The sequence below is a fragment of the Aquimarina litoralis genome (assembly GCF_019295435.1).
Classification (GTDB): domain Bacteria; phylum Bacteroidota; class Bacteroidia; order Flavobacteriales; family Flavobacteriaceae; genus Aquimarina; species Aquimarina litoralis_A.
On sequence record NZ_WEKL01000013.1, the window covers coordinates 73,799 to 88,431 of the forward strand.

The 14,633-nt window shown below is 29.4% G+C and carries 2 protein-coding genes; both read left to right on the forward strand.

Annotated features, from left to right (window positions below; genetic code table 11):
- Positions 1 to 35: 35 nt before the first annotated feature.
- Entirely contained in the window at positions 36 to 6,269 is a 6,234-nt protein-coding gene (locus GBO31_RS09205) for a non-ribosomal peptide synthetase (protein ID WP_219008044.1), read from the forward strand.
- Between the two features lie 242 nt (positions 6,270 to 6,511).
- Positions 6,512 to 14,446 carry a non-ribosomal peptide synthetase gene (locus GBO31_RS09210; RefSeq protein WP_219008045.1) on the forward strand — a complete coding sequence of 2,645 codons (7,935 nt, stop codon included), beginning with the start codon at positions 6,512 to 6,514 and terminating at the stop codon, positions 14,444 to 14,446.
- The last annotated feature ends 187 nt before the right edge of the window (positions 14,447 to 14,633 follow it).

Below are 14,633 nucleotides of genomic sequence, written 5' to 3' on the forward strand. Positions count from 1 at the left end.
TGATTATCCAATTTTAATTATAACTGAAACCAATTATGAGTCTCAATAACATGCAAAATATAGATCAATACGAACTTTCTGATAATCAGAAGAATTTATGGTTAGTAGCCAATAAATCTCCTGAAAGATTCTATAATCAAATAGTATTTAACCTTCACTCTGGGATAGCGTTAAATAAATTGATTTCTATTATTCATACTATTATTGAAAGACATGAGATATTAACATTTAAACTAAATAAAGATGTTGATTATTTATATCCATTTCAATACGCATCACAAGAAACTGTAGTTGATTACAAGGAAATTAATCAAGATAGTGTGGATACCAATGTTTCAATAGATGAAATACTAAATTATAGTTATAATCCATTTGAGGATCAGCCATTAAGATTTTGTTTCGTTAATAAGGGAGATAAGATTATTTCGATAGCACTTAGAATGTATTCTTTTTGGTCAGATAGTTATAGTCTTTCATTGTTTTGTAGTGAATTATCCCAATTAATTGACTCTGAAAATTTATTGGATGAAGATGAGGATCGAATTTCTTATATAGGTTTTGCTACTTGGCAAAATGAGTTATTTGAAGAACCGGAAAAAGAAGCTGATCGCTTTTGGAAAGCTTACAGAAATCAGATAGGAAAAACCGAAATACCGTTCTCCAAAAATGTAAGTACTGATTTTTCTCCAAGTAAAGTAAAACTTAAGGTTATTGAAGGACAAGATTATTCAGATTTAAAGGAATATTGCTTTTTGAATAATGTTGAAATTGCCGATTTTTTATTGCAGAAACTGGATTGCTATGTGTCACGATTCTCTCATAATGAAGTTGTGTTAGGGTATAACCCTCACAAGAGAAGTTATGATGAGTTAAATGAAACTTTTGGATATGTGTCTAAAAGTATTCCGTTAAAGGTTAATTTAACAAAAGAAGATTCTAAGGTTTCTGATATTTTGACACTAAGAAATCAGATTGGAGATGTTAATGATTGGGCAGATTATTTTTCCCTAGATAGGAATGAAAACAGAAATGATGTGAAGTTTAATTACTGTTTTGAATTTATAAATGATCTAGAATTTGACAATATAAAAATCACTGATGTTTCAAGTATTCAGGACATATTCGATATTAAGATTAGTTGCATAGACTATGGAGGTTATATAGAAATTCAATTATTTTATAATGAACATCACTTTCTTAAAAATGACATAGTTGTTATAACTGAACAGCTACGAACTTTATTCACTGAGGTTAATAAAGTATCGCCTCGTGATTTTGCAGTGAGTAGTCTAGAAAAAGAAATTATTAAGAGCTCAAATAATAATTCAATTCTTACAATAGATACTAACTCTATAGTTGAACTATTAGATAAACAATTAAACGATTCTAACAATAATGTAGCTTTAGTAGTTGATAACCATAGAATTACTTATAAAGATCTTCATTATAAATCCAATCAATTCAAGAATTACTTAATTCATCAATGTAATATTAAGCAAGGAGATGCTGTATGTATTTTGGGAAGTAGATCTGATTCGTTTATTATGAGTATGCTTGGTGTTCTAAAAGCATCAGCTTATTACATTCCAATAGATTTAGATTATCCTAAAAATAGAATTGAATTTATAATAAAAGAGTCACAGTGTAAGCTATTAATTTGTGATGAAGACTTAGTTGAGGAGTACTCATTTTTAGATGTTGAAATATTATCTTCTTCTGATGCAAGTGTATATAATCATGAATTAGAAGATGTTACAGTTAGTATAAAACCAAATGACCCAGCATATTGTATTTACACATCAGGTTCTACAGGGAATCCAAAAGGTTGTGTTATAAGTCATGCTAATTTAACGAATTACATCCAATGGGCTAACTCATTCTATTTCGGGAATAATAATTTTGGAAACTGGGGATTAATTACTTCTATATCTTTTGATTTGACGATAACTTCCATTTACTCCAGTTTAACAATGGGTAAAAAGTTATGGATTGGAAATCAGCAAATGGAAATTAAAGATCTGCTTATTAATGCTTTAAATAATGAAGATATTGACACTTTGAAATTAACTCCTTCCCATTTGTCTTTAATCAAAGAACTAGATATAAAAGAAATTGATATACATACTCTTATCTGTGGAGGAGAGCAATTAACCAAAAATCAAATAGATGGAATATGGAATATTAATAAAAATATCTCAATATATAATGAATATGGACCTACTGAAACTACTGTAGGCTGCATTGTCAAAGAAATAACAAAAAATGATGATATAATAACTGTAGGAAAACCGGTAGCTAACACTAAAATTGATATTGTATCAGAAAATGGAACTATTTGTCCAATAGGAGTAATAGGAGAAATATGTATTAGTGGTAAGCAAGTATCACAAGGTTATTTGAACAATCCTGATTTGACAAAACAAAAGTTCAAGCCTAGTGTGTCGAATAGCGAAGAGCTTTCTTATCAAACAGGTGATCTTGGGAGATGGTTTTCAGATGGAAATATTGAATACATTGGAAGATTAGATAATCAAATTAAAATTAGAGGTTATAGAGTAGAATTAGGTGAGATAGAAAATTCTATTCAAGCTATAAATGATATATCGGCTGCCATTGTTTTAACAAAAACTAATCAAGATGGTAACAATGATTTGGTTGCTTTTATAAAATCAGATGTAGTAGTTGACATAAATCAGTTGAAAAGATCACTTTCAGAGAGATTACCAGGATATATGATTCCGGCTTTATTTTATCAATTAGAAGATTTTCCTTTGACAATAAATGGAAAAGTTGATACGAAAGCTTTATTAAAAACAGCATCGGTTTCTGATAATAACAGGGCTGTTTATGAAGAACCTAAAAGTGAAATAGAAAAAACTCTAGTAAGAATTTGGGAAGAGATATTGAAAATAAAGAAAATAGGGATTAACGATGACTTTTTTAAATTAGGAGGGCAAAGTATCAAAGCCATAAGACTTATTAATGAATACCGGGAAATTTTCCAGGTAAAGTTATTATTGAAAGATGTTTTCGAAAAACCAATATTATCTGAGCATGCAAAATTAATTTCAGACAGTACTAAAACTAATTTTACTCAAATAGAAAAAGTACCATTACAGACTAGCTATCCTATTTCTTATGGACAGAGAAGGTTATGGATATTAAGTCAATTTAAAGACGGTTCCGCTGCTTATAATATTCCTTACTGGTTTAAAGTAAAAGAAAAATATGATATAAAGGCTTTAGAACAAGCTATTTTAAAAACAATTGAGCGTCACGAAATATTAAGAACTCAATTTAAAATCAATGAAGAGGGAGAAGTAAGACAATACATAAGAAATATAGAGGATGTAGATTTTAAGTTGGGATATAAAGACTTTACCAATGCTTCTGAACAAGCACTTTCTTATATAAAAGAGGACTTATTTAAAGCATTTGATTTTGAAAACGGAATGCTTTTGAGAGCTGCTTTACTTCAAATATCAGAAGACGAATATTACTTTTATTTCAATATGCATCACATTATTAGTGATGGTTGGTCTATGGAAATTTTATCTAAGGACATACTCCATTTCTATAAATCTTATATATCAAAACAAAATCCTTCACTTGATAATTTAAATATTCAGTATAAAGACTATGCCTCATGGCAATTAACACAAGTAGCATCTGAAGAATACAGTATATCTAAACAATACTGGTTAGAAAAGCTATCAGGAGAATTACCCAAAATAAGCTTGCCAAATTCGAAGTTAAGACCTAATGTAAGAACATATAATGGAAACAGTTCATCTACATTCATAGACAAGGATATTACATCTTTAATAAAGCAACATGCTTTACATAATGATGGAAGTGTATATATAGGTCTATTATCGGCTTTATTGGTTCTTTTGCATCGATATACTTCGGATAAGGATATTATAATCGGAAGCCCAATGGCTGCTAGAGAACATTTTGAATTAAAAGATCAAATAGGTTTTTATGTTAATACCATTGCTCTTAGAAATAAAATAGATGCAGATCTAACTTTTCGTGAATTTTATGAACAAATAAGAAATAGTACCTTAGAAAGTTATGATCACCAAATGTATCCTTTTGATGGATTAATTGAAGAGATGAGTTTGATCAAGGATGCAAGTAGGAATCCTATTTTTGATATCATGCTGATACTTCAGAATAATGGAGAGAATAATTATTCAATGAATTCTTTACATCAAGAAGATATTAACTTGATAAAAGAATCTTCTAATGTAGTGTCAAAATTTGATTTAGAAATCATTTTTGAAGAAGTAGCAGATTGCCTATCTTTTTCAATAAACTATAATGCAGATATATACACTTCTGAAACAATAAGAGAACTAATGTTTCATTTTAAGACATTAATTCGATCATTATTTGAGAATACCGAAAATATTATAGGAAGTATTAACTTCCTATCAGAAAAAGAAGAATACCTATTATTAAAAGATTTTAATGATACTGTTATAGAGTATCCTGAAAATAAAACAATTCTAGATTATTTTGAAGAACAGGTCCAATTAAGACCAAATGAAATAGCAATTGACTTTGAAGGTAAAGAGTTTACTTATGCGCAGGTAGATGAAATATCAAATCAATTGGCAAACTATTTAATAAATGAATATAGTGTTGTTACAGAGGACATTATTGCAGTTAAACTCCAAAGAAGTGAATGGATGGCATTGTCCATTTTAGGAATATTAAAATCAGGAGCTGCTTACGTACCAATAGCTCCGGATTATCCTGAAAATAGAATTTCCTATATCCTTGAAGATACTAATTGTAAGGTTTGTATTGATATAGATGAATTGAATAAGTTTGATAAGGGGAATTACCCAAAAACAAGGCCAGAAGTAACGATTAATCAAAATGATTTAGCGTATGTAATTTATACATCAGGAAGTACTGGTACTCCCAAAGGAGTACTTATAGAACATCGGGGAATGATAAATAGATTTTTATGGATGATTAAAGATTTAGATATTAATTCAGATGATGTATTTCTTCAGAAAACACCTTATACTTTTGATGTTTCAGTATGGGAACTATTATTACCTTTTATGTCTGGTAGTAAATTAGTGATAGCTAAACCCGAAGGCCATAAATCTCCAGACTATTTAGAATCAATTATTATAAATAAAGGAATTACAATTATTCATTTTGTTCCATCGATGCTTAAAATAGCGGTAGAAATGATTACATGGAATGAAATTAATGAGTTACGCCAAGTTGTTTGTAGTGGTGAAGCAATGTCCGTTCAGTTAGAAAATGAATTTAAGGAAGTATATTCAAAAGCAGATTTACATAATTATTATGGCCCTACTGAAGCGTCTATAGATGTTACAGAAGTTAATTTGACACAAAACCCTTCTAAAGAAACATTGGTGTCAATTGGAAAACCCGTAAATAACACAGAAATATTTATTGTGAATGAACAACTTGCTTTACAGCCTTTAGGTGTTCCAGGAGAGATACTTATAGGGGGAGTTCAATTGGCTAGAGAATACCTAAATAAAGAAGACCTAACTCGTGAGAAGTTTATCATAAGCCCATTTGATAAAAATAAACGATTATATAAATCAGGTGATATTGGAAGATTCCTTCCAGACGGTAGTATTCAGTACATCGGTAGAAGAGATAATCAAATAAAGATTAGAGGTAATAGAGTAGAATTAGGGGAGATTGAAAAAGTAATTTCGGATTTCGATTTGATTGATCAGATTGTTGTTACGGTTAAGGGCAAGCAAAATGACAGTAAAGAATTAGTTGCATTTTTCGTTTCGAAAGAGAAGTTAGATACTAGAGAATTGGTAAATTATCTAAAGACCTTGCTTCCTTACTATATGGTGCCATCATATTTAATCCAAGTAGATGAAATACCATTGAATCTAAATGGTAAGGTTGATAACAAACARCTATTGAAATTATTGGATACTTATAAAGATGATAGTATTAGTTATGTAGCTCCTACAAATGAAGTAGAAGAAAAATTGGTTGTTATTGTAGAGAATATTCTTGGACATAAAGGTGTTGGTACTGAAGATGATTTTTTCCTTTTAGGAGGAGATAGTATTAAATTGATTCGTTTACGTAATGAGATACTTAGTACTTTCGAAATAAAAATAGGAATAGAAGATTTATTTACTTTAAAAAATATAAAAGAAATTGCTGACTATATCCTGAATTTACAATGGAATATTACAGAGCAAGAGAAGGAAGATGTAGAAGGTGTTAGTTTTACAATTTAAGAATACCTATTTCCAATAATAATGAGATAAAAATTTTAGAATCAATTCAATAGCCTATTTCTAAAGTCACATTATAATTTATAAGATACTTCTAGTAGTATCCCAAAATTCTTAAACTCTTTATTTATCCGGCAATACAACGCTGGTTTACACACACGATACTTAATTTAAAAAAGACATTGTTAGTTTTTCTATTTGAAAAAGTAGAGAAAGTGATGGTTTCTTAATAATAAAAAAATAGAATGAATTTACAAAAGCTATTATCTGAAATTAGGGAAAACAATGTAAAAATAACCATTACAGAGGGAAACCTTAATGTTTTATTTTTAGATAAAAACGTTAATAGTGTTAATAAAGAATTATTACAAACTATTAAAGAAAACAAAAAGGAGTTAATTGAGTATTTACAGTCTTTGCAAAACATCGATAAACAAGAATTCACAATAGAAAAAGCCGAAGTTTTAGATAGCTATCCGCTTTCTTTTTCGCAAAAGAGATTATGGGTGCTGAGTCAATATGAAACGGAAGCATTAACGTATAATATGCCTACAAGTATAACTCTTGAAGGTGAATACAATATTGAGAATTTAAAAAAATCAATTATTACAGTTATTGATCGTCATGAGATCTTAAGAACTGTTTTCAGAAAGAATTCTAAAGGAGAAATAAATCAGTGGATTCTTGATTCAGATGATGTTGATTTGGATCTTGATTACCATGATTTTAGATTAGAAAATGATGCTTTAGAACTTGTTAATAAATATATACAAGAAGATTCATTTGTAGCTTTTGATTTAGAAAATGGTCCCCTTTTACGAGTGGCACTCTTTCAGTTAAAAGATGAAGAGTATGTATTTTATTACAATATGCATCACATTATTAGTGATGGGTGGTCAAAGGAGGTTTTAGCAAACGATGTTTTAAATTTTTATAATGCTTTTGAGACAAAAAGAAAACCAACAATTGATAAACTTGAAATTCATTACAAAGACTATGCAGTTTGGCAACTAAATCAGGTCGAATCAGGAGCATATGACAAAGGAAAAGAGTATTGGTTGAATAAGTTAAAAGGTGATCTTTTGCCGATTGATTTACCTAGTAGTAAGAAGAGACCAAGTATTAAAACCAATAACGGGAAAGTCTTAAGAACATTTTTAGATAAAGAGACTACAAATACGATTAAATCATTTTCAAAAAAAGAAAATGGAAGTCTATTTATCACGATAGTTTCAATTTGGAATGCTTTGATCTATCGCTATACAGGAAATAGAGATATTGTTTTTGGAGTTCCCGTAGCCGAAAGACCACAAAAAGAATTAGAAAATCAGATTGGATTTTATACCAATACACTTGCACTAAGAAATCAAATAGATCCTAAAGAGACTTTTCTAGATTTTTATTATAGAATAAAGAAAGATGTTTTAAAAAGTTATGAGTATCAAAATTATCCATTTGATCGTTTGGTAGAGGATTTAAATATAAAAAGAGATATAAGTCGAAATCCCGTTTTTGATATAATGATTTCTCAACAAAATTTATCTCAAAAAAAGAGAGAAACCATAATTGATGAGAAACTAGTACAATCGATTGAGGACTTGGGTAATATGATGTCAAAATTTGATTTGAATATTTCCTTTGAAGAAATTGGAGATACTATATCCTTTAGTATTATTTATAATACAGATGTTTATGAAGAAGATATGGTTAGAAGACTAATGCTTCATTATAAATCAATTACTCAAACTTTATTAACAGAACCGTCAGATGAAATCGGTAAAATAGATTTTCTTTTAGAGGATGAAAAAAATAGTATTCTGAAAGATACGAATCAAAAGTTATTGTCATATCCAAAAGATAAATCAATCATAGATTTGTTTGAAGATCAGGTAAAATCAAAGCCAAATAATGTTGCTATAGTTCATGAAGATCTTTCAGTTACTTATAAAGATTTAGGTAATCGTGTGGATCGTGTAGCATCTTATTTACGAAATAAAGGAGTAGGGAAAAATGTTTTGGTAGGAGTTTGCATAGAAAACCCTTTAGATATGATAACCGGTATTTTAGCGATTATTAAATCTGGAGGAGCTTATGTACCAATTGATTTTGAATTACCAGAAAACAGGATACGCTATATTATTGAGGATTCAGGGATCGCAACTATATTAGGAGATCAGAATACAGTAACCTCTTTGAGTACAATAATTAAAGAGGAGAAAGTTACATTAGAAATTTTTGAAGATGTAACGAATTATCAGCCAATTTCACCTCTTGAATATAAAGTGGATTTAGATGATATGTGTTATGTTATATATACATCAGGATCTACAGGGAAACCCAAAGGAGTTGCTATTCAGCATGAAAGCATATTAGATTATTTCTACGGAATAAAAGATGCGGTTAAACTTGATGCACCTTATCAATATGGATTAATGTCTACCATGTCTGCTGATTTAGGGAATACTGTTTTATATGCAGCTTTACTAACTGGGGGAACGCTACATACATTTAACCTTAATGCACTAAGAAACCCTTTGTCATTGATTAATTATTTCAGTAATAATCAAATTGATTATATAAAGATAGTTCCATTCTATTGGTTGTCAATAGAAGGGTCTGGTAGTTTATTATTACCGAATAAAGGAATTATTTTTGGAGGTAGTGCGTTAGAACCGGCCATCATATCCAAAATAAAAAAGGAATCTCCAAACATTGAAATTTTTAATCATTATGGACCTACTGAAACCACTATAGGTAAGTTAATTTATAAAGTAGATGTAAATAATGAATATCATAATGTGCCAATAGGTAAACCTTTTTCAAAATCTATGGTTTATGTTTTGGATGAGAATGAACAATTATCACCCATAGGTGTTATAGGAGAACTGCATATTGGAGGTAAAGGAATAGCTAAGGAATATTTAAACCTACCAGAATTAACCGATGAAAAATTCATAGTTAAGAAAGAAATAAATGAAGGAAGGATATATAAAACAGGTGATTTAGTTCGAAGGTTAGAAGATGGAAATCATGAATTTATAGGAAGAAAAGATAATCAGATAAAAATTCGTGGATATAGAGTAGAGTTAGGAGAGATTGAAAATGCATTGTCTAACTTGCCATACATTAAATCTAGCGTTGTAACAGTTAAGAAAGATGAAAATTCCAATCATGAAATAGTAGCTTATCTAATAAGTGAAAAGGATCTGGTAGTAAAGGATTTGCGATCGGATTTGAGTGAGTTTTTACCAAGTTATATGTTGCCCGGTCATTTTGTTCAATTGGAACAGTTTCCATTGACGTTAAATGGTAAAATAGATTATAAGAAGCTCCCTGAAGTTTCAAATAATACGATATCAAGTGGAGAGTTATTTTTGGAAGCTAGGACATCGAATGAAAAATTGCTCATTAATATCTGTAAACAAGTTTTAAACCGAAAAACGATAAGTCTACATGATAATTTTTATAATCTAGGAGGAGATTCAATTAAGTCTATTCAGATAGTATCACGTTTAAGAGAAAATGGATATGAATTGAAATTAGAAGATATTTTACGAACTCCAATATTCGTTGATTTAGCAAAAAAAATAAGTAAGAAACTTAGGGATATTGATCAATCTCCTGTAATAGGTGAAGTTGATTTAACTCCGATTCAAAGGATGTTTTTTTTCGACAGTAGTATAACAGATCATTCATATTATAATCAATCTGTATTATTAAAGTCAATAAATCGATTAGATTCTGATTTAGTAAACAAAAGTGTCAACATATTAGTAAAACATCATGATTCGCTTCGCATGATATATAAGAGGGAATCTGATCAAATAATTCAATATAATAAGGATATAAAAGAACAAGATTATAACTTTGGTTATTATAATCTCAAAGATGAAAAGGATGAGTTAGATGAATTAGGGAAGATTTGTCAAAATACGCAGCTAAGTTTTGAATTAGAAGAAGGACCTTTATTTTCGGTATTACATTGTAGTTTATCAGATGGAGATAGAATAGGACTATTTTGTCACCATCTTGTAATCGATGGTGTTTCTTGGCGAATAATACTAGAAGATTTTTCCACAATTTATAAGGCTTTAGAAAACCAAGAAAAAGTTAAACTTCCATTAAAAACAGATTCTTTCCAAAGATGGTCTGGATTGTTAAAAGAGTATTCTTCTAATTTAATAAATTCTGAAATCCACAAGTATTGGAAATCGGTTTGTAGTCAAGCAAATCATAATCAATTAAATACTTTAAGTGATAATAAAGTTGGAAAATTAGATTCAATAGTATCGTTTGGTCTAAATAAAAACGTAACAGAAGCACTTCAAGAAAATGTTCATAGTGCGTATAGTACAGATATAAATGACATTTTAATAACAGCTCTTGGTATGGCCTTATATAACACATTCGAAGTTTCTGGTAGTGTTATTAAAATGGAAGGACATGGTAGAGAAGAAATAATAGATAATGTTGATGTTAGTAGAACCGTAGGTTGGTTTACAAGTGTTTTTCCTTTTGTTTTAAAAATAGAGCCATCTTCAAGAATTAAGTCTTTAGTTGGTGTTAAAGAATCTTTTAGAAGAATTCCAAACAAGGGAATCGATTATGGAATACTAAAGTATTTAACCAATGAACTGGATCATAAATTAGAACCAACAATTGTATTTAACTACTTAGGGGATTTTGGATCTAATGTCTCAGATAATGAAGGAGAAGTTTTATACGAATATAGTTCAGAATATAAGGGAGATAACTACAAGGAAAAAATGAGTTCTGAACCTTTAAGTATCAATGGGATGATAGTAAATGAGGAACTGTTTTTACAAATTGAGTATTCATCTGACGTCTTTAGCGAAGGTATGATGAATAAGTTTAACAGATCCTATGAGGATGAATTAAAATCATTAATAAAAGAGTTATCTAACCAAAATACTAAAATTCTAACACCATCTGATTTAACCTATAAAAAATTAGAGGTCGAAGAACTCGATGCAATAAAATCAAATGGAGAGGTAGAAGATGTTTATAAATTGTCTCCTTTACAAGAAGGATTTTATTATCATTCATTGACCGAAGGTAGCTTAACAAATTATTTGGGGCAAAGGTCATTTACCATCAAAATTGAAAATATAACTAAAGAAGCAATAGAAAATAGTTATAAGCGAATAGTAGACAAGTATGCTATTTTGCGAACAAGTTTTACCAGAAAATATCAAGAGGAAATTTTACAAATTGTATGGAAATCAGTAGATATTGATTTCGTTTACAAAAAAATAAATAACGTTCATTCAGAGGAAGAAAAGAGAGAAGAGGTACAAAATATAAAGAGTATTGATTTTGATAGAGGTTTTGATTTATCAAACCCATCACAAATGAGACTAACGGTAGTAGAACTATCTAATGATTATTATGAATTTATATGGACGTATCATCATATTATAATGGACGCCTGGTCTGTAGGCGTTTTGGTTAAGGATTTTGTGAATTTAATTAAGGAGAATGATGTATCTGATCAAATTTTGCCTAAACCAAATAATTATTCAAATTACATTCAGTGGTTGCATAATTTGGACAAGACATCTACTAAGTCTTTCTGGAAAAATTATTTAAATGATTATGCTAACAATGCGAAAGTTCCTTTCAAAAGAAAGCTTAAAAATAAAAATAACCAAAATACAGTTGTTAATGAGATAACACTAGGAACTAACTTGTTTAGTGAAATTACGGATTTATGTGAGAAATTAGATATAACCAAAAATACTTTCATTCTAGGAGTATGGGGTTATTTACTTGCGCAGTATAATAATACGAATGATGTCGTATTTGGTCAAATAGTATCTGGAAGACCTCCAGAACTTGAAGGAGTAGAAGAAATTGTGGGTCTGTTTATTAATACAATTCCAGTCAGAGTATCATTTAATGAAAAAACTACGATTAACGATCTGTTACAAGAAATTCACGAGTATTCTATTAATTCAATACCTCACCATTATGAAAGTTTGTCTAATATTCAGGATTTTAATGATTTAGGAAGTGAATTGGTTAATCATGTAATTTCCTTCCAAAATATGGCTAATCAAAATTTAGCAAACGAAAATTCTAAAAATTGGGAGTTGAATGGATCTGAATCTGATGAACAATCTACCTATGACTTTGGACTTAGAATAGTACCTCTAGGGAACGATCTAAAAATTGAATTTCTATATGATGAAAACTCATTTGAAATATCTTCGATAAATAAAATAGGCGAACATCTTTATAATTTAATCAAAGAGTTCATCAAGAATGAAAATGAAGAATTGAAGAAATGTGAATTCCTATCAAAAATAGAGAAAGATGATGTGTTGTTTGATCAAAATCAAAAAACTACAACCTCTGAAACCCAGACTATAATTGATCTTTTTGAAAATCAGGTTGCTCAAACACCAAATAAGATCGCTATAGATTTTGATACCAAGAAATATACTTATAAAGAGTTAGATCTAGAGTCAAATAAGTTGGCGCATATACTAAGGAGCAAATATAGTTTCAAAAATGATGCACACATTGGTTTGTTACTTGAAAACAGTGATTTAACGATTATTTCTATTCTTGGGATATTAAAAGCTGGATATTCATATATACCAATCGATATTAATTATCCGAGAGAACGACAAAGTTATATAGTAGATGATGCGCAATTAGGTCTATTAATTACTACGACCGATTATATGTTTGAAGTAGATTTTTATGAAGGAGATATTTTTGCAATTGATGTTGAATTAAATGAAGCTGATGAGATAGCTATCCTACCAAATAGGGATCACTTAACTAATGATAGTCTTGCGTATGTTTTATATACCTCAGGTAGTACAGGACATCCAAAAGGAGTTAAGGTGAGACACAGTTCTTTATTTAATTATTTAAGTTGGGGGCAAGATTATTATTTAAAATCTAAATCACTAAGGAACTATAATTTTGGATGGTTTACTTCATTGTCTTTTGATCTAACTATTACCAGTTTGTTTTTACCAATTATTAGTGGAGGTACTCTTTTTATTCCGAAAGGGAACGATCTTTTAACAAATCTAAAATGGTATTTAAAACAAGATATTTCTAATATAAAATTAACTCCTGCACATGTGTCATTATGTGAAGAGTTGAATATAAATGAGTCTAATTTAGAACTTGCTATTGTTGGTGGAGATAAATTATTACAGAAACATGTTAGTAGTTTACAAAGTATAAAGGAAACTATTCATATTTTTAATGAGTATGGTCCGACTGAAACTACAGTAGGTTGTACGGTAAAAGAAATTCATTCAGAAAATGAAATAAATATTGGTGTTCCAATAGCAAATACGAGAGTCTACATTATGAATGAGCAAATGAATATTCAACCTGTAGGAATTGTCGGAGAAATATGTATAGCTGGATATGGTTTAGCTGAAGGTTATTTGAATAAGGATGAGTTGACTAATCAAAAATTTGTCAGTGATCCATATTATAAAGGAGAATACTTATATAGAACTGGTGATTTAGGAATTCGTTTGCCGAATGGAGAATTTGAGTATATAGGAAGAAAAGACAATCAGGTAAAAATTAGAGGGTATAGAATAGAATTAGAGGAAATAGAAAAGGCTATCGGAGCTATTCCTGACGTGAAATCGAATACCGTAGTTATTGTAGATGATGAAATTGGGAATAAAGAATTGGTTGCTTTTGTTCATTCGAACGTAGAATTAAATATAAACGGGATAAAAGAGAAGTTGAATTCTTATTTACCAGATTATATGATTCCTTCCAATTTCTTTCAATTGGATTCTATTCCTTTGACTGTTAATGGTAAAGTTGATAAGAAGAAAATCCTCTCATCCAAAATACTTAATGAAGTAAATGCTACTAATGCTTATATAGCTCCTAGTAATGAATTAGAAAAAACATTAGTAGATATATGGGAAATTGTTCTTGAAAGAGAAAAAATTGGAGTTGAAGATAACTTCTTTGCCATAGGAGGAAATAGTTTGAGAGGAATGAAGGTTCTGATCAAAATTGAGAACGAGTTTGCTATTCAAATGAATGTTACTCAATTATTTGAAAATCCAACGATATCTAAATTAGCTTCTTTAATTGAATCCATTTTACTTATCCAGAATGTTTCAGAAGAAGTATATGATACTGGTGATGAGTTGCTTATATAACAACAAGTTTAATATACTTTTCTAAATACTCATATTATATTAAATAGATAATTAGTTTACGATTACACTAAAATCATTTTAACCGTTAGTATCCAATAGAACTTTGTAATAAGTTGGAGGGAATACAATAAATACTTGTATTTTAAATTTCAGTATAGTAATATTCTGATGAGTTTAAAAAACGCAG